The following is a 17,395-nucleotide window of genomic DNA, read 5'->3' on the forward strand; positions in this document are numbered from 1 at the left end:
GGCGGGGGAGCCAGCGGAACTCAGGCAAGGCGGCGCTCCCCGGCGCGACGTGGTGCGCGCCCCTCGGTGCCGCGCACTGTGGCGCGGCCGTCCTTCCACCAGGCCCGCGCGCCGTCGCGCCAGCCGCGCAACGTCTCCCACCGCAGCGAAGCCAGGCCGCCGGGCAGGTACAGCACCGAGAGGATCAGCAGGATCCCGAGGGACATCATGTACACCTGGGGCGCCTGCAGGCGCAGCGTCTCGGCCAGCAGGCTGAACACGATGGCGGCGATCAGCGGGCCCCACAGCGTGAGCGCGCCGCCCACCAGCGCGATCAGCACCGTCTGGAACCCGATGAAGGGATTGAACACCGTCGGCGGGTCGATGTAGGTCCAGCGCGCCGACATGGCGGCGCCGACGGCGCCTGCGAAGGCGGCGGTCATCGCGAAACCCGCCAGCTTGACCCAGCGCGTGTTCACGCCCAGGGTCTGCGCGCGCTGCTCGTCGGCGCCGATGCCGGCGAGCGCCAGGCCGAAGCGCGTGCGCCGCACGACGATCGACACCAGCACCGACAGCACCGCCAGGCCCAGCACGGTCTGGTAGATCGTGTCGCGCTCCGGGGCCACGGCCAGCACCCGGCCCACCGTTCCGGTCACGCTCTTCTCGAAGTACGTGATGGCGTGGCGGATCAACTCGGTCATCCCGAACGTCAGCACGGCGAAGTAGGTGCCGCGCAGGTGCAGCACCGCCGCGCCCATGACCAGCGCCACCAGCGTCGCCAGGCCTGCGCCGAGCAGCACCGCCGGGACCCAGCCGAGTGCCTGCAGGCCGACGGCGCTGGTGTACGCGCCGATGCCGAAGAACGCCGAGGTGGCCAGCGACAGGTAGCGCGTGGTGCCGCAGAACAGGGCCCAGCTGGAGGACAGCGCCACGTACATCAGGCAGGTGAGCGCCAGCGAGACGATGAAGTCGCTGCCCCAGGACGGCAGCGCCAGGGCCCAGCCGGTGAAGCCGAACAGCACCAGCAGGTCACGCACGAGGAGGGGACGGGACGTCATGCCTTGCGGCCCTTGCGGGCGAACAGGCCCTCGGGCCGCAGCAGCAGCACCGCGATGAACACGGCGTACGACAGCAGCGCCTTGAGCGAGGGGTTGGTGAAATGCATGCCGAGCGCCTCGACCACCCCCAGCAGCAGCCCGCCAGCCAGCGCGCCGCCCATGCTGCCGAAGCCGCCCAGGGTGATCACGATCAGCGCCGTGACGGTGTAGGGCTCGCCCATCGAGGGCGAGATCGTGTAGGCCATCGACAGCAGGCAGCCGGCCACGCCCGACAGGCCCAGGCCAATGCCGAACATCAGCGGGTGCAGCACGCGCGTGTTGATGCCCACCAGCTGCGCGCCGGTGGGCGACTGCATGAGGGCCCGCACGCCCTTGCCCAGCAGCGTCTGGCGCAGCACCACGATCAGGGCGCCGGCGAACACCAGGGCCAGGACGAAGACCAGCAGCTTGTTGCCCGCGAACTGGGCCCCGCCGATCGCCACCGGCGCCGCCAGGAAGTCGTAGCCGCGCAGGTCGCCGCCCCAGGCCCAGGACACCAGGTTCTGCACCAGGAACATCAGGCCGAAAGCCACCATCAGGCCGCGGGCCTCGAAGATGTCGAGGTTGGCGGAGCTGGCCGCCAGCCGCCGGAAGCACAGCCGGTGCACGGCCAGCCCCAGGGCCATCAGCACCGCGAACGAGACGGGCACCATCAGCAGCGGGGACACGCCGAACGCGGTCTGCGCCATCCAGGTGAGGTAGGCGCCCACCATCAGGAACTCGCCATGGGCGATGTTCAGGATGCGCATCAGGCCGTACTGGAGGTTGAGCCCCAGCGCGACGAGCGCGTAGATGCCGCCGGTGATCAGGCCGGAGGCGATGAGTTCAGTCCAGGCGCCGAGGGACATGGGTCAGGGTCGTGGTGGACCGGCCGGTCTGCCCGGCCGTCGTGGGCTTCATTTCCACGCCGTCTTGCCCGCCAGCTTCGCCGTCGCGACCTGCGAGGGCCACACCACCTCGAACTCGCCGTTCTGCCACTGGCTCACGGTGCCCGGTGTGGCGGTGTTCTCGCTGCCGGTGAACTTCACGTCGCCGATGATGGTCTTGTGCGTGCCCTTGGCCACGTGGTCGCGGATCGCCTTGCGGTCCAGGCCCACCTGCCTGACCGCGGCGGTGAGGATCTCCAGGCCGGCCCAGGCATGCCCGCTCGCCCAGCGGTCCGGCTCCTTGCCGCCGAACTTGCGGGTGTGGGCGTCGAAGTAGGCCTTGGCGCCGGGGCTGGTCTTCGGGTTCCAGGAGCCCATGCCCAGCACGCCCTCGGCGCCGGCCGGCGTCATCACGTTGCGGTACAGCTGGAAGGCGGTGCCGACGGACGCATAGAAGAACTTCGGGTTGAAGCCGACCTCCTTGGCCTGCTTGCTGGCCAGGATGGTGTCGGGCGGGTAGGTGATGCCGATGAACGCGTCGGGATTCTGCTCCTTCAGGCTGCGCAGCACCGGCGAGAGGTCCTTCACGCCCAGCGGATAGCTCTTGCGCTCGACCACCTGCAGGCTGGTCTTCTTCAGCGCGCTGTTCAGGGCGGCAAAGTTCTCCAGCCCGAACAGGTCGTCCATGTAGACGATCGCGACCGTCTTCGCGCCCTGCGCCACCAGCATGTCGACCAGCGCGCCCATCATCCGATCCGGCTGCTGCAGGAGCGAGAAGAAGAACGGCAGGTTCATGTCGATCAGCTTGCGCGACAGGGCGGTGGGCGCCAGCATCGGGTAGCCGAACCGGTTGGCCAGCGGCGCCAGCGCGAAGTTCGCGTTGCTGCCCCAGGGCGGCAGGATGAGGTCGACCTTGTCGCTGCCCATCAGCTTCTCGTAGGTGCGCACGACGGTCTCGACGTCGCTGCGGTCGTCGCTGCTCACCAGCTCGATCGGCCGCCGGGTGCCCTTGATGTCCAGGCCGCCGGCGGCGTTCTGCTGCTCGGCCCAGAGCAGGTAGTTGGGCTCCTGGCTGACCTGCGCCCCGCCGGTCCAGGGGCCGGTGCGGGACATGGCATAGCCCACGCGCACCGGCGCCGACTGCGCCAGCAGGTCCGGAGCGGCGGCGGCCGCGCCGACCGCCACGGCGGCGCCCTGGATGAACTGGCGGCGGTTGCTGCCCGGATGGCGTCCCATGCTGTCTCCTGTCGTGGTGTGCGGGAAGCGCGAATCGTAGGAAGCCGCCGTCGGTGCGGCTTTGCTGTGCGGGCAGAAAGCGCTTGTCTGGACGTGCATGCCGCCCCGGGTTTTCCCTGAAGGCGGGGCCAGCCGGAGCGGTGGCCATAATCGTCCGGCCATGACCAGCTCCACCCTGCTCAGCACCGACGCCGTCGCCCCGCGCGACCGCGCGCCGCAGTGGAGCGAGTGGATCTCCCGGCACTTCTGCGGCCTGCAGTCGGACCTGTATGGCGACAGCGACTTCGACGGCCACATCGCCGCCTCGCACGCCGGCGACGTGATCCTCACCCGCCTGGAGGCCAACCGCCACCGGGTGCTGCGCACGCCGTCGATGGCGCGCACCAGCGACGTCGGTTACCTGAAGATCGTCGCGCCCTGGCAGGGCAGCGCCACCGTGCAGCAGCAGGGGCGCCAAGCCTGTGCACGCGACGGTGCCTGGGTCGTCTACGACACCACCGGTGCCTACGAGATCGCGAACCCCGAGCGCTGCGACCACCTGATCGTGATGGTGCCCAAAGACGCCGTCGCCGAACGTGGCCTGCGCTTCGAGGGCGTGATGGCGCGCCGCCTGGGCGCGAGCGGCATCTCGCGGGTGACGCTGGAGACGCTGCGCAACACCTACCAGGAACTGCCGCACATGAGCGCCGCGGCGGCGCAAGGCGCCGGCGAGACGATCAAGCAGCTGGTGCGGCTGTCGCTCATGGAGCTGTGGGGGCAGGAGACGGCCGTCACCCAGCGCGAGGCCCTGCGCGACCGCATCCGTGCCCACGTCCAGCAGCACCTGCGCGATCCGGAGCTGTCGGTCGACACGATCGCACGCGCCCTCAACTGCAGCCGACGCCACCTGTACAACGCCTTCACGGGAGAAGGCGGATCGATCGCCGGGTTCATCCAGCGACTGCGGCTGGAGGCCTGCGTCCGCGAACTGCAGCACGGCGGCAGCCGTCCAATCACGGACATCGCCCTGTCGTGGGGCTTCGGCAACCCTTCGCACTTCAGCCGCGTCTTCCGCGACCACACCGGCATGAGCCCGTCGGCCTTCCGGGGCGCGCCGCTGCGCTAGCGCCCCGGTGCGGTCTGGGACAATCGCGCCATGTCCCAGCAGATCACCATCACCCGTCCCGACGACTGGCACCTGCACGTGCGCGACGGGCAGGCCATGGCCGCGGTCGTGCCGCACACCGCGGCCCAGTTCGGCCGCGCAGTCATCATGCCCAACCTCAAGCCGCCGGTGACCACGGCGGCCCAGGCCGTGGCCTACCGCCAGCGCATCCTCGACGTGGTGCCGCGCGGCGTCCATTTCGAGCCGCTGATGACGCTGTACCTCACCGACAACCTGCCACCCGACGAGATCCGCCGGGCCAGGGAGGCGAGCGTGGTCGCCCTGAAGCTCTACCCGGCCGGTGCCACCACGAACAGCGACGCCGGCGTCACCGACATCCGCAAGACCTACGGCACGCTCGAGGCGATGCAGCGCGAAGGCCTGCCGCTGCTGGTGCACGGCGAGGTGACCTCGCCCGAGATCGACCTGTTCGACCGGGAAGCCGTGTTCATCGACCGCCAGCTGATCCCGCTGCGCCGGGATTTCCCGGGCCTGAAGATCGTGCTGGAGCACATCACGACGAAGGAGGCGGCGCAGTACGTGCGCGAGGCCGGCGCGCTGACCGCCGCCACCATCACGGCGCACCACCTGCTCTACAACCGCAACGCCATCTTCCTCGGGGGCATCCGGCCGCACTACTACTGCCTGCCGGTGCTCAAGCGCGAGACCCATCGTCTGGCCCTGGTCGAGGCCGCAACCTCGGGCAGCCCGAAGTTCTTCCTCGGCACCGACAGCGCGCCGCACCCGGCGCACCTGAAGGAGCACGCCACCGGCTGCGCCGGCTGCTACACCGGCCACGCCGCGATGGAGCTGTACGCCGAGGCCTTCGATGCCGCCGGGGCGCTCGAGCGGCTGGAGGGCTTCGCCAGCTTCTTCGGCGCCGACTTCTACGGCCTGCCGCGCAACCGCGGCCAGCTGACGCTGCGCCGGGAGACGTGGACCGTGCCCGAGGCCTATGCCTTCGGCGAGGCGCAGCTCAAGCCGCTGCGTGCCGGCGAGACGCTGGACTGGAGGGCCGTGGCATGAGCACCAAACCGCGCGTCGCCCTGCTGATCGATGCCGACAACTCGCCGGCCTCCAAGATCGGGTTGATCCTCAATGAGCTGTCCACCCAGGGCGAGACGAACATCCGGCGTGCCTACGGCAACTGGAAGAAGAGCGAGCTCAAGGGCTGGGAGGAGCAGTTGCACGAGCACGCCATCCGCCCCATGCAGCAGTTCGACTACAGCAAGGGCAAGAATGCCAGCGACATGGCGATGGTCATCGACGCGCTCGACCTGCTGTACACCGACAAGCCGGACGCCTTCGGCATCGTGTCGTCCGATTCCGATTTCACGCCGCTGGTGATGCACCTGCGCGCCAAGGGCGCCGCGGTGTACGGCTTCGGGGCCCGCAAGACGCCCGAGCCGTTCGTCAACGCGTGCTCGCGCTTCCTGTTCCTGGACGACCTGCGGCCGGCCAGCGGCGCCGACGACGGCGATGCCGGCGACACCGACCGTGGCCCGCGGCTCCGGATGTCCCCCGCCGAGCTCAGGCAGGACCGCAAGCTCGTCGCACTGCTGCGCAACGCCGTGCAGTCCGCCGCCGACGACGACGGCTGGTCCTCGGTCAACGACGTGCGCCAGCAGATCGGCAACCAGGCCTCGTTCGACCAGCGCAACTACGGCTACTCCACGCTCACCAAGCTGCTGTCGGCCATCGACCTGTTCGAGTTCGCCGACGAGGGCACATCGCGGGTGGCGGTGCGCGAGAAGCAGGCGCCGGCCAGCCGACGCCGGTGACCTCGGGCATCGACTGGACGCGACCCTGGTTCGCGCCCTGGCGCGAGGTCGGCCACCCCGTGGCCGCTGCGTTGGCCGCCGGGCGGGCGCCGCACGAGGCGCTGAACGCCGCCTCGCCTGCGGTGCGCTTCGTCCCCCAGGACGCGCTGCCGGCCCGCACGGCCTACGAGCAGTTCATCTTCGACAGCGGCACCTGCCCCGTGCGTCCGGGCCTGCACGACTTCTTCAACGGGCTGGTCTGGCTGCGCCTGCCGCGCACGAAGCGGCGGCTGAACGAGCTGCAGGCGCAGGCCATCGCTGCCGGCGGGATCGGCGGCCGCCGCGGACCCGTGCGCGACGCGATCACCGTGTTCGACGAGAACGGCGCGCTGCTCGACGCACCGGCGCCGTTGTGGGAGGCGCTGCTCGCCCGCGACTGGCAACGACTGTTCGTCACCTTGCGTCCGCTGTGGGCGCACGCCCACGTCCTGGTGGTCGGGCACGCGCTGCTGGAAAAGCTCGCCGCGCCCCGCAAGGACATGACGGCCCACGTCTGGGCCGGCCCCGCGCCGGTGGGCGACCCGGTGCGGCTGGACGCGTGGCTGGCCGGCGAGTGCACCGCGGCGCGGCTCGCGACCAAGCCCTTCACGCCCTTGCCGGTGCTGGGAATTCCGGGCTGGTCGGCGCAGAACGAGAACTTTTCGTTCTACGATGACTCATTGGTGTTCCGGCCGCGCAAGCCATGAGGCGACGAGAAGAGGGCGCAGCGCACCGGACCCATGCTTGAGATCGGCCCGGGCGGCCTCATCTCGGCGTCAACGCCATCCTGACTTCCTGACGGAGCCACTGAATGAAAAGAATCTTCCTGTTCCTGGCCACCAACCTCGCGGTGGTGGTCGTGCTGGGCGTGGTCGCCAGCCTGCTCGGCGTCAACCGCTACCTCACGGCGAACGGGCTCAACCTGGGCGCACTGCTGGGCTTCGCGTTCATCATGGGCTTCGGCGGGGCCATCATCTCGCTGCTGCTGTCCAAGCCGATCGCCAAGTGGAGTTCGGGGGTGCAGGTGATCGACGGCAGCGGCTCGCCCGACGAGCGCTGGATCGTCGAGACCGTCCGCCGCTTCGCCGACCAGGCCGGCATCGGCATGCCCGAGGTCGGCATCTTCCAGGGCGAGCCGAATGCGTTCGCCACCGGTGCGTTCAAGAACAACGCGCTGGTCGCGGTGTCCACCGGCCTGCTGCAGGGCATGACGCGGGACGAGGTCGAGGCGGTGATCGGCCACGAGGTGGCGCACATCGCCAACGGCGACATGGTGACCATGACCCTCATTCAAGGCGTGATGAACACCTTCGTGGTGTTCCTCTCCCGCGTGATCGGCTACGTGGTGGACGGTTGGCTCAGCCGCGGTGAGCAGCGCAACGGGCCCGGCATCGGCTACATGGTCACGACCATCGTGCTGGACATCCTGCTGGGCTTCCTGGCGGCCATCATCGTGGCGTGGTTCTCGCGCCAGCGCGAGTTCCGGGCCGACCGCGGCTCGGCCCAGCTGATGGGCCGCCGCCAGCCGATGATCAACGCCCTGGCCCGCCTGGGCGGCATGGTGCCCGGCGACCTGCCGCGCGGGCTGCAGTCGATGGGCATCACCTCGGGGGTGGGCAAGCTGTTCTCGACCCACCCGCCGATCGAGGAGCGCATCGCCGCACTGCAGAGCGCGCAGGCCTGACGCGCTGCGCCGCAACGAAAAAGCCGCCTCCGGGCGGCTTTTTTCCTGGGCGGCGACACCGCAGAGGCCTGCAGCGTTGCACGCCACGCGGGGAGTCAGCCAGGCTGCACCAGCGCCGCGACCTCGCCCGGCTCCATGCCGTACATCTCGGCGAATGCCTCCACGCTCTTGCCGCTGGCCTGGAAGGCGCGCAGCAGCGCTTCCTTGCGCGCCGCCTGCTGGGCCAGCGCGGCCAGGGCCTCCTCCAGGAGTGCGCGGCCGCTCTCGTGGCCGCCGCCGAAGCGCTCGCGGTAGCCGTCGCGTCCAAGCCCGGAGCGCTCGATCGCGCCGATCAGCTGGGTCACGGCGCGGGTGCGGGCCGCCGGCTCCTGCGGGGTCGTGCTCTTGCGGCGGTACAGCTCCAGGATCGCGTGGTGCACGTGCTCGGGCGCCGCAGGATCGGTCGGCTGGCCGGCCAGGTCGTGGCGGGGCAGGCCCGAGGCGACCGCCTCCAGGTAGCGGCTGGAGCGGGTGTGCAGGCCCAGCGCCACCTTGAGTTCCTCGGCCGGAAGCTTGTCGGGGTGCGCGGCGCGCAGTTCCTCGAAGATGCCCACCTTGAGCGGCAGGAACCGTGCGCCGAACAGCATCGGGTACAGCTCGTACAGCGTGTGCAGCAGCGGATGGGTGGGGCGGCCGCCGGCCTGCCGGCCGCGCTGGCGGCGGTCGCCGCCGCCGGACTTGGCGCCGGGCTTCGGTTGCGGCCGGGGCGTCGGGGCGGCGGGCTGGGCCTGCTGTTGCAGGGCCGTGGCGGTGCTGGGGATCTCGGTCATTCGGGACAGGGGTCTTTCAGTGCAGTGTGGCCGCGATGCTGCGGGCGACGGCCTCGCCGACGCGGATGCCGTCGACGCCAGCCGACAGGATGCCGCCGGCGTAGCCCGCGCCTTCGCCGGCGGGGTACAGGCCCCGCACGTTCAGGCTCTGGAAATCCTCGCCGCGCGTGATGCGCAGCGGGGAGGAAGTGCGTGTCTCGACGCCGGTGAGCACCGCGTCGTGCCGGTCGAAGCCGGGGATCTTGCGGCCGAAAACCGGCAGCGCCTCGCGCAGTGCCTCGATGGCGTAGGGCGGCAGCGCCGGATGCAGGTCGCCGAGCTTCACGCCCGGCTTGTACGACGGCAGGACATCGCCGAACGCGGTCGACGGCCGGCCGGCGATGAAGTCGCCGACCAGTTGCCCCGGCGCCTCGTAGTTAGACCCGCCGAGCACGAACGCGCGCGATTCGAGCTCGCGTTGCAGCGCCACCCCGGCGAGCGGGCCGCCGGGGTAGTCGCGCGGGTCGATCGACACCACCATGCCGGCGTTGGCGTTGCGCTCGTTGCGCGAGTACTGGCTCATGCCGTTGGTGACCACGCGACCGGGCTCCGAGGTGGCGGCGACCACGGTGCCGCCCGGGCACATGCAGAAGCTGTAGACCGCGCGGCCGTTGCCCGCGTGGTGCACCAGCTTGTAGTCGGCGGCGCCCAGCAGCGGGTGGCCGGCATGGCGGCCCCAGCGCGCACGGTCGATCATGCCCTGCGGGTGCTCGATGCGAAAGCCGATCGAGAACGGCTTGGCCTCCAGGAACACGCCGCGGGCATGCAGCGCCTCGAAGGTGTCGCGCGAGCTGTGCCCGAGGGCCAGCACGACGTGGTCGGCGCGCAGCTCGGAGGTGGCGCCGCTGTCCTGGTGCAGGATGCGCAGCCCGCGCACGCCGCCGTCCTCGACCACGAAGTCGGTGACGCGCTGCTGGAAGCGGATCTCGCCGCCCAGCGCGATGATCTGCTCGCGCATGCTCTCGACCACCTTCACCAGCTTGAAGGTGCCGATGTGGGGATGGGCGACGTAGAGGATTTCCTCGGGCGCGCCGGCCTTGACGAACTCGCCCATGACCTTGCGGCCCAGCCAGCGCGGATCCTTGATCTGGCTGTACAGCTTGCCGTCCGAGAAGGTGCCGGCGCCGCCTTCGCCGAACTGCACGTTGCTCTCGGGCTGCAGCACGCGGCGGCGCCACAGCCCCCAGGTGTCTTGCGTGCGTTCGCGCACCGGCTTGCCGCGCTCGAGCACGATCGGGCGCAGGCCCATCTGGGCGAGCACCAGCGCCGCGAAGATGCCGCAGGGCCCGAAGCCGATCACCACCGGGCGCACCGGGGGCGGCGTGCTGGCCGTCACCGGCGGATGCCAGTCCATGTCGGGCGTGGGAGCCACGTGCGGGCGCCCCGCCAGCCGGGCGAGCAGGGCCGTCTCGCGCGACGGATCGGCGAGCCCGACATCGACGATGTACACCGCCATCAGCTCGGCCTTGCGGGCGTCGAAGCTGCGCTTGAAGACCTGGACCGAGGCGATCTCGGCCGGCGTGATGCCCAGCACGCCGGCGGCGCCGGCCCGCAGGTGCGTCTCGGGCTGTTCGGCCTGGCCGAGCGTGAGCTTGAGTTCGGAGAGTCGGATCATGGGTCGTGGCTTGGGGCGATCAAGCAGACGGCCGGGCCGCGTGCGGCCCTGGAGCGGCGCAGCGGTCAGGCAGGCAGGAAGCCTTCGATCGAGAGGTAGCGCTCGCCGGTGTCGTAGTTGAAGCCCAGGATGGTGCTCCCGGCCGGCAGCTGCGGCAGCTTCTGCGCGATCGCGGCCAGCGTCGCGCCGGAGGAGATGCCCACCAGCATGCCTTCCTCGCGGGCCGCGCGGCGCGCCATCTCGCGCGCCGGTTCCGCGTCGACCTGGATCACGCCGTCCAGCAGGTCGGTCTGCAGGTTGCGGGGCACGAAGCCCGCCCCGATGCCCTGGATCGGGTGCGGCGACGGCTGCCCGCCCGAGATCACCGGCGACGCGGTGGGCTCCACGGCGAACACCTGGAGCTTCGGCCAGGCCTGCTTCAGCACGCGGGCGCAGCCGGTCAGGTGCCCGCCCGTGCCGACGCCGGTGATGAGGAAGTCGACGCCCTGGGGGAAGTCCTCCAGGATCTCGCGGGCGGTCGTGCGCACGTGCACGTCGATGTTGGCGGGGTTTTCGAACTGCTGGGGCATCCAGGCGCCGGGCGTCGCGGCCACGATCTCCTGGGCCCGGGCGATCGAGCCCTTCATGCCCTTCTCGCGCGGGGTCAGGTCGAACGTGGCGCCGTACGCCAGCATCAGCCGGCGGCGTTCCACCGACATGCTGTCGGGCATCACGAGGACCAGCTTGTAGCCCTTGACCGCGGCCACCATGGCCAGGCCGATGCCGGTGTTGCCGGAGGTCGGCTCGACGATGGTGCCGCCCGGCTTGAGCGCACCGCTGCGCTCGGCCTCCTCGACCATGGCCAGGGCGATGCGATCCTTGATCGAGCCGCCGGGATTGCTGCGCTCGGACTTGATCCAGACCTGGTGGCTACCGCCGAACAGGCGGTTCACGCGGATGTGCGGCGTGCGGCCGATGGTCTGCAGGATGGTGTCGGCTTTCATGGGCAGGGCGGGAATGCGGAGCTGCGGGGACGTGCATTGTCCTCCACCCGGGCGCAGCGCGGCGCGGGCGGCGGACGGGGGATAATCCGGGCGTGAAGTTCGCCAGGCCGTCGCTGGTGCAAGGGTGGAAACACCGCACTGGAGGAACGTCCGGACTGCACAGGGCAGCGTAGCAGGCAACACCTGTCCACCGCGAGGTGAGGATCAGAGCAACAGAGACGAGTCCTGGCCGGCGCGAGGGCCGCACGCAGGCGCAAGCCGGCGGCACGGCCCGTCGACCGCCGGCCAGGGGTGAAACGGGCAATCTCTACGCGCAGCAATACCAAGTAGGCCGGCACGGGACGGCGGTTCGCCGCCATCCCACCTCCTGTGTCCCGGGAGGCGTCGGCGGGTAGGTAGCACCGAGCCGGTGGGGCGACCCCCGGCCCAGAGGAATGGCGGCCACGGCGCGGGCAACCGCGCCGCACAGAATCCGGCGTACGGCGGGCTTCACACTTTCTTGCGAGCGTCGCGACACCGCGGCGCTCCGCCGCGGCGGGCGCTAGAAGCGCTCGCCCGGCAGCAGGCGCCGCCACTGGCCGGCCGGCAGGCCCGCCATGGGCAGCCGCCCGAGCCGGATGCGCCGCAGTTGCGTGACCTTCAGGCCCACCTGCGCGCACATCCACGGCACCAGGTCGGCCTCGATGCCCTTGAGCGCAAAGCGCAGCCGGTGCTCGCTCTGCCAGCTGACCCTGGCCGGCGGCAGCGGATGTCCTTCCCGCGCCAGCCCGTGCGCCAGCCGCCGCAGCCCGTCCGGTGCGATCGCGCCCTCCACCTGCGCCAGCAGTTCCTGTTCGACGAACGCGCCCTCCTCGGTGAGCTTGCGGATCACCGAGCGGTGTTGGCTGAACACCGCCAGCCCCGCCGCCTGCGGCGGCAGCGGCATCAACGCCTGCAACGACCGCAGGTGGGCGCGCAGCAGCGGCGTGCGCTCGGTGTCCGCGGCCCAGCGGTTCGCCGGCGACAGGAGCGCGATGGCATCGCCCGGCAGGAGGCCGGGCGGCTGGTTCAGCAGAAACGTGGCGGGCGCCAGCTTCGACAGGTCGGCGGCGCGATCGACGGTGACCCGTTGCGCGTCGTCGACGCGCTGCTGCGGCGTGTCGGCCACGACGCCGTCCACCTGCACCCAGCCGGCCTCGATGTACTGCTCGGCTTCGCTGCGCGAACACGGCACCAGGGCCGCGACCCGCTTGGCCAGCCGCTGGGGCTCACCCATGGATGCCCTCCGGGCCCAGGGCCCGGAGGCGGTCGACATGGGCCAGCAGCGAACGCCGGGCCACCGGCCACAGCCGCGCCGGGACGTCGTCGTAGGCGAGCGGGACCCAGTCGTCGAGCGATCCTTCGGGTCGCGCGCGCATCGCCGCCGCCACCTTGGCTTCGCGCTGCAGGCGGTGCGCCTTCAGGCGGGCGATCGCATCGCGGGCGAAGCCCAGGACATGGCCGTGCGCGGGCAGGATGAAGTCGATGCTGTGCCGCTCGCACGCCGCCGACAGCCGGTCGAGCGAGTCGAGGTAGGCGGTCATGTCGCCGTCGGGCGGATCGACGACCGTGGTGCTGCCGTTCAGGATGTGGTCGCCCGAGAACAGCAGGCCGTCCTCGCGCAGCACCAGGCACACGTGGTTGGCCGCGTGCCCCGGCGTGTGCACGACCTGCAGGCTGTGCGACACGCCCGGCGCCGACAGCGCGAGCACCTCGCCGTCGGCCAGTTCACGGTCGGGCGTGAAGGCGCTGCCCGGCCGGGCCGTCGGCCGCGACGCCAGTCCCAGGATCGGCGGACGGCCGCTGCACAGGGACTGCAGGGGGCGGGCGCCGGGCGAGTGGTCGGAATGCGAATGCGTGCACACGATCAGGCGGATGTCGCCCGAGGTCGCGTCCAGCAGCCGCTGCTGGTGCGCGGGCTCGTCCGGACCCGGGTCGATCACGATGTACCCGGTGGCGGCGTCCCCCACCACATAGCTGTTGGTGCCCGGCCCGGTCATCACGCCGGGATTGGCGGCGGTCAGGCGCATCAGGTTGCGCAGCAGCGGCACCGGCCGTTCGCTCTGCCAGTCCAGCGCATGCACGATCTGGCCGTCGGGGCAGACCATCGCCAGCTCGCCGTAGGGCGCCTCGCCTTCCATGTACCGCGCCTCCTTCCCGCCCAGCAGGCCGGCGCGCGGGCAGCTGGTCCACAGCGGCTGCTCGCCGGCGCAGGCGGCCAGCACCGCGTCGACGCTGGCGAAGCCGCGCAGCCGCTCCAGGGTCCGGATGGTCGGGAAGATCATGAAGAAGCGCCCCTCGGCATGCCGCGCCAGGGCGTCCGCCGGGCGCACCCAGAGCGGCTCGAACTGTTCGGCCTCGTCGGCCACCGGCTCCTGGCCGGCGGGCATGCGGGCCACCAGGAACGGCACGTCGAAGCGCCGTGGCAGGTCGCGGTCGGTGATCCAGTGCGCGAGCACGAACACCTCGTCGGCCGCCAGCACCAGCCCGCGGGCGCGGCACTGGTCGGCGAACGGCGCGTGCCGCTCGAGCAGGGCGATGTCCGCGGCCTGCGCGGGACTTCCGTCGGCACGGCGCGCCAGCAGCACGCCCAGTTCCTCGAAGCTTTCCCGGATCGCGGCGATGGCCTGCGTCAGCCGCAGGTCGTCCTGGGTGGGGCGCCGCGCCGCCACCGGATGCGCCTGGGCATCTGCGGGGTCGATGCCGCCACCCGGGAACACGTAGGCCCCGGGCGCGAAGCTGGCCGTGGCGGACCGCCGCGTCATCAGCACTTCGGGCCCCTGCGGCGTGTCGCGCATCAGCAGGACGGTGGCGGCGGGGCGGGTGGGGGCGGGTTCTCGCTGGGTGTGCAGCAGCTGGGCGGCTCTTACCATCGAGGAATTACAGCATGGAGACAAGCACGATGACGACATCCCTGCGACGCGGCACCCTGGTCGCGCTGGCCCTGGGCCTGATGGCCGGATGGGTCCACGCGCAGCCGGCATCGGGCACCGGCGACTGGCCCAAGCGGCAGCCGATCCGGCTGGTGGCGGTGTTCCCGCCGGGCGGCTCGGTCGACCAAGTGGCGCGCATCCTCGCGCCGGCGCTGCAGGCGCAGCTGGGCCAGAACGTCATCGTCGAGAACAAGGGCGGTGCGTCCGGCTCGATCGGCACGGCCGGCGTGGTACAGGGGCCGGCAGACGGCTACACGGTGGCCGTGGTGTTCGACACGCACGGCGTCAACCCGAGCCTGATCCCCGGCCTGCCGTACGACACGCGCAAGGACCTGGTGCCGCTCGTGCTGGTGGGCACCTCGCCGATGGTGCTGGCCACCCATGCCGGCAGCGACTTCAAGACCTTCGGCGACGTGGTGACCGCCGCGAAGGCGCGCAAGCCGGTGAGCTACGGCACCATCGGCAACGGCAGCCTGGGGCACCTGGCGATGTCGCTGCTGGCCAGGAACGGCAGCCTGGAGCTGACCCACGTGCCCTACAAGGGCGGCGGCCCGCTGATGCAGGACGCGGTCGCCGGACACGTGCCCCTGTCGATCGCCTCGGTGTTCGTGACCAAGCCCCACATCGACAGCAAGCGGCTGCGGCCACTGGCGGTGACGAGTTCCCAGCGCGCCGCCGACCTGCCGGACGTGCCCACTGTCGCCGAGAGCGGCTTCGCCGGCTTCGACGCGCCGGCCTGGTGGGCGCTGCTCGCGCCGGCGAAGATGCCGCCCGAGCTCGTGGCTCGCTGGAACGAGGAGCTGAACAAGGCCCTGAAGAACCCGGAGGTGGCCCGCAAGCTGGAAGCGCAGGGCATCACGCTGGCCGGCGGATCGGTCGACAGCGCCCGCGCCTTCATCGACCGGCAGATCGACACCTGGGCCCGTGTCGTGAAGGACAACAACATCAAGGCCGACTGAGCAAGACCGCCGGCGGGCGCGCGGCCATCCTCCTTCGGCGGCCCGTCAGGTCTCCGGCGTCACGCCCAGCGCCACGAGGAACCGGGCCACCATGTTGTAGGTCGCAATCGCGGCAGTGATCTCCACCAGCTCGGTGGTGCCAAAGCGCTGCTGCAGTTGCGCGAACAGGTCGTCGTCGACCTTGACCTGACGGGTCATCTGCGCGGCGTAGCGGGCCACCAGTGCCTCGTCGCCGCCCAGCGCCGGCGGCAGCGGGCCCTCGGGCGCAAGGCACCACGTGCCCAGCGCGTCGAGTTCGGCCTGGCTGCCGCCGGCCGCCAGGAAGTCGGGCGCGTGGTGGTGGTACTCGTAGTGCGCCCCGGTCAGCAGGGCCACCGTGCAGATGCCCAGTTCGCGCAGCTTGCGGCTGGTCGGCAGGCCGGTGCGCACCGCCTTCAGGTAGGTGTTCCAGCCGCGCGCCAGCGGCTCGCTCCACAGCAGGGCGCGATCCAGGTTGATCAGCGCGCCACCGCGCCGCTCGCGGATGGCCTCGACCAGGTCCTGCGGCTGCGGTTTGCGATCGGGGGTCCAGTCGGGGATGCGCATGGCTGTGAAGGATGTGGGTGCCTCGGTGCGGGCGAGCATACGCCGCTCGGCGGGCGGCCCGGCTGCGCCGATAATCCCCCGCCATGCGGATCCGCTTCACCAAGATGCAGGGCGCCGGGAACGATTTCGTCGTGCTCGACGAGACCCGTAGGCGCCTGGACCTGTCGACGGCGCAGTACCGGTGGCTCGCCGACCGCCACTTCGGCGTCGGCGCCGACCAGATCCTGTCCGTGCGCCCCTCGCCGCAGGCTGGCGTCGACTTCGAGTACGTCATCCACAACGCCGACGGCGGCGAGGTCGAGCAGTGCGGCAACGGCGCGCGCTGCTTCGCCCGCTACGTGCGCGACAAGGGCCTGACCACGCGCGACACGGTGCGCGTGCGCACGCTGTCGGGTGTGATCGAGCCGCGCCTTGCGGCCGACGGCCGGGTGACGGTGGACATGGGCCCGCCCGTGTTCGACCTGCCTGCCATCCCGTTCGACGCGGCCGGCCTCGATCCCCATCGGGAAGGCGACTGGCAGACCTGGAAACTGGCGCTCGGCACGCATGCCGAGTCGCTCATCGTGCCGGTGGCCGTGCTGTCCATGGGCAACCCGCACGCGGTGCAGCTGGTCGACGACGTCGAGACAGCACCGGTGGCGCTGCAGGGCCCGAAGATCGAGCACCATCCCCGGTTTCCGAAGCGCGTGAACGCCGGCTTCCTGCAGGTGGTCGACCGCGGCCAGGTCCGGCTGCGGGTCTGGGAGCGCGGCGCCGGCGAAACGCTGGCCTGCGGCACCGGCGCCTGCGCCGCCGTGGTGGCGGGCATCCGGCTGGGCCTGCTGGATGCCCGCGTGGACGTGCACACCCGCGGCGGGGTGCTGACCATCGAGTGGGCCGGCGGCAGCGCCCCCGTGTGGATGACGGGGCCGGCCGTCACCGTGTTCGAAGGCGAGATCGAGATCCCCCACCCATGACGACTGCAGGCAGCATGAACCCCATCACCGAAGACGACATCGCCAACTACCTGGTGAACACGCCGTCCTTCTTCGAGCGCCACGCCCAGCTGCTGGCCACCGTGCAGCTGACCAGCCCGCACGGCAACCGCGCCGTCAGCCTGCAGGAGCGTCAGGCCGAGATGCTGCGCGAGAAGATCAAGGCGCTGGAGCACCGCATCATGGAGATGGTGCGCAATGGCAACGAGAACGTGGTCATCGCCGACCGCCTGCATCGCTGGACGCGCAGCCTGATGCTGGTGCGCGACGACCGCGACCTGCCCACCGCCATCGCCGGCCAGGTGCAGGCCCAGTTCATGGTGCCCCAGGTCGCCATCAAGGTCTGGGACGTCGCCGGGCCGCTGCAAGCCGAGGATTTCGCGCAGGGCGTGAGCGAGGACGCCAAGACCTTCGCCTCGTCGCTCACCCAGCCGTACTGCGGCGTGAACTCCGGCTTCGAGGCCGTCAACTGGCTGGACGACACGGCGATGGCGATGTCGGTCGCGCTGCTGCCGCTGCGCGACGGCACGGTGCAGAGCGCATCGCCTGCCTTCGGCATGCTGGTGCTGGCGTCGCCCGATCCGCAGCGCTTCTCGGCGAGCATGGGCACCGACTTCCTGGAGCGCATCGCCGAGATCACCTCGGCGGCGCTGAGCCGCCTGCGGGACGCCTGAG

Annotated in this window: 17 protein-coding genes and 1 other RNA gene; 9 read left to right on the plus strand and 9 right to left on the minus strand. The window is 71.2% G+C overall.

Annotation, left to right across the window (positions count from 1 at the left end):
- Window positions 1-20: 20 nt before the first annotated feature.
- From VFE82_RS04165 to VFE82_RS04175, 3 genes are read right to left on the minus strand one after another with little or no spacing between them, the layout of a single operon-like run.
- Window positions 21-1,037 (minus strand): branched-chain amino acid ABC transporter permease, encoded by a 1,017-nt coding sequence (locus tag VFE82_RS04165; protein WP_324998982.1) that lies wholly within the window; start codon window positions 1,035-1,037, stop codon window positions 21-23.
- Window positions 1,034-1,924 carry a branched-chain amino acid ABC transporter permease gene (locus VFE82_RS04170; protein WP_324998983.1) on the minus strand — a complete coding sequence of 297 codons (891 nt, stop codon included), beginning with the start codon at window positions 1,922-1,924 and terminating at the stop codon, window positions 1,034-1,036. The genes VFE82_RS04165 and VFE82_RS04170 overlap by 4 nt, the downstream gene beginning before the upstream one ends.
- A gap of 48 nt (window positions 1,925-1,972) precedes the next feature.
- Entirely contained in the window at window positions 1,973-3,178 is a 1,206-nt protein-coding gene (locus VFE82_RS04175) for an amino acid ABC transporter substrate-binding protein (protein ID WP_324998984.1), read from the minus strand.
- A gap of 160 nt (window positions 3,179-3,338) precedes the next feature.
- Between VFE82_RS04175 and VFE82_RS04180 the strand changes: the two genes are divergently transcribed.
- The 5 genes from VFE82_RS04180 (at window position 3,339) to htpX (ending at window position 7,805) form a co-directional block, all read left to right on the plus strand.
- The gene (locus VFE82_RS04180; RefSeq protein ID WP_324998985.1) at window positions 3,339-4,283 is read left to right on the plus strand and encodes a helix-turn-helix domain-containing protein; all 945 of its coding nucleotides are present in this window, start codon (window positions 3,339-3,341) and stop codon (window positions 4,281-4,283) included.
- Window positions 4,284-4,313: 30 nt separating this feature from the next.
- Window positions 4,314-5,348 carry a dihydroorotase gene (gene pyrC / locus VFE82_RS04185; protein ID WP_324998986.1) on the plus strand — a complete coding sequence of 345 codons (1,035 nt, stop codon included), beginning with the start codon at window positions 4,314-4,316 and terminating at the stop codon, window positions 5,346-5,348.
- The gene (locus VFE82_RS04190; RefSeq protein ID WP_324998987.1) at window positions 5,345-6,103 is read left to right on the plus strand and encodes an NYN domain-containing protein; all 759 of its coding nucleotides are present in this window, start codon (window positions 5,345-5,347) and stop codon (window positions 6,101-6,103) included. Before pyrC ends, VFE82_RS04190 begins: the two co-directional genes overlap by 4 nt.
- Complete coding sequence (locus VFE82_RS04195) at window positions 6,100-6,828, plus strand: DUF3025 domain-containing protein (RefSeq protein WP_324998988.1); 729 nt, start codon at window positions 6,100-6,102, stop codon at window positions 6,826-6,828. Before VFE82_RS04190 ends, VFE82_RS04195 begins: the two co-directional genes overlap by 4 nt.
- 104 nt (window positions 6,829-6,932) lie before the next feature.
- The gene (htpX, locus tag VFE82_RS04200) at window positions 6,933-7,805 is read left to right on the plus strand and encodes a protease HtpX (protein WP_324998989.1); all 873 of its coding nucleotides are present in this window, start codon (window positions 6,933-6,935) and stop codon (window positions 7,803-7,805) included.
- A gap of 95 nt (window positions 7,806-7,900) precedes the next feature.
- Here the strand turns inward: htpX and VFE82_RS04205 are convergent, their stop codons facing one another.
- The 3 genes from VFE82_RS04205 to cysK all read right to left on the minus strand — a co-directional run bounded on the left by VFE82_RS04205 (window position 7,901) and on the right by cysK (window position 11,251).
- Window positions 7,901-8,614 carry a ProQ/FinO family protein gene (locus VFE82_RS04205; protein ID WP_324998990.1) on the minus strand — a complete coding sequence of 238 codons (714 nt, stop codon included), beginning with the start codon at window positions 8,612-8,614 and terminating at the stop codon, window positions 7,901-7,903.
- A 16-nt stretch (window positions 8,615-8,630) separates the two neighbouring features.
- Entirely contained in the window at window positions 8,631-10,268 is a 1,638-nt protein-coding gene (locus tag VFE82_RS04210) for an NAD(P)/FAD-dependent oxidoreductase (RefSeq protein WP_324998991.1), read from the minus strand.
- Window positions 10,269-10,333: 65 nt separating this feature from the next.
- Complete coding sequence (gene cysK, locus VFE82_RS04215) at window positions 10,334-11,251, minus strand: cysteine synthase A (RefSeq protein ID WP_324998992.1); 918 nt, start codon at window positions 11,249-11,251, stop codon at window positions 10,334-10,336.
- A gap of 94 nt (window positions 11,252-11,345) precedes the next feature.
- On the opposite strand from cysK, the gene rnpB reads away from it, so the two are divergent.
- Window positions 11,346-11,746, plus strand: an RNA gene (gene rnpB, locus VFE82_RS04220) — RNase P RNA component class A.
- A 46-nt stretch (window positions 11,747-11,792) separates the two neighbouring features.
- Here rnpB and VFE82_RS04225 read toward each other — a convergent pair.
- Both VFE82_RS04225 and VFE82_RS04230 read right to left on the minus strand, forming a co-directional pair.
- On the minus strand, window positions 11,793-12,506 hold the full coding sequence (locus VFE82_RS04225; protein ID WP_324998993.1) for an RNA pseudouridine synthase: 714 nt from the start codon (window positions 12,504-12,506) through the stop codon (window positions 11,793-11,795).
- Window positions 12,499-14,142 carry an MBL fold metallo-hydrolase gene (locus VFE82_RS04230; RefSeq protein WP_324998994.1) on the minus strand — a complete coding sequence of 548 codons (1,644 nt, stop codon included), beginning with the start codon at window positions 14,140-14,142 and terminating at the stop codon, window positions 12,499-12,501. Before VFE82_RS04230 ends, VFE82_RS04225 begins: the two co-directional genes overlap by 8 nt.
- A gap of 29 nt (window positions 14,143-14,171) precedes the next feature.
- Between VFE82_RS04230 and VFE82_RS04235 the strand changes: the two genes are divergently transcribed.
- Window positions 14,172-15,161: a tripartite tricarboxylate transporter substrate binding protein gene (locus tag VFE82_RS04235; RefSeq protein WP_324998995.1), complete on the plus strand. Its 990-nt coding sequence runs from the start codon at window positions 14,172-14,174 to the stop codon at window positions 15,159-15,161.
- Window positions 15,162-15,206: 45 nt separating this feature from the next.
- Here VFE82_RS04235 and VFE82_RS04240 read toward each other — a convergent pair whose 3' ends face one another.
- Entirely contained in the window at window positions 15,207-15,746 is a 540-nt protein-coding gene (locus VFE82_RS04240; RefSeq protein WP_324998996.1) for a carboxymuconolactone decarboxylase family protein, read from the minus strand.
- 83 nt (window positions 15,747-15,829) lie between these two features.
- Between VFE82_RS04240 and dapF the strand changes: the two genes are divergently transcribed.
- Window positions 15,830-16,702, plus strand: coding sequence for a diaminopimelate epimerase (gene dapF / locus VFE82_RS04245; protein WP_324998997.1), 873 nt, complete (start codon window positions 15,830-15,832; stop codon window positions 16,700-16,702).
- A gap of 14 nt (window positions 16,703-16,716) precedes the next feature.
- Window positions 16,717-17,394, plus strand: coding sequence for a DUF484 family protein (locus tag VFE82_RS04250; RefSeq protein WP_324998998.1), 678 nt, complete (start codon window positions 16,717-16,719; stop codon window positions 17,392-17,394).
- The last annotated feature ends 1 nt before the right edge of the window (window position 17,395 follow it).

Source organism: Ramlibacter sp. (assembly GCF_035655895.1).
GTDB lineage: Bacteria > Pseudomonadota > Gammaproteobacteria > Burkholderiales > Burkholderiaceae_C > Ramlibacter.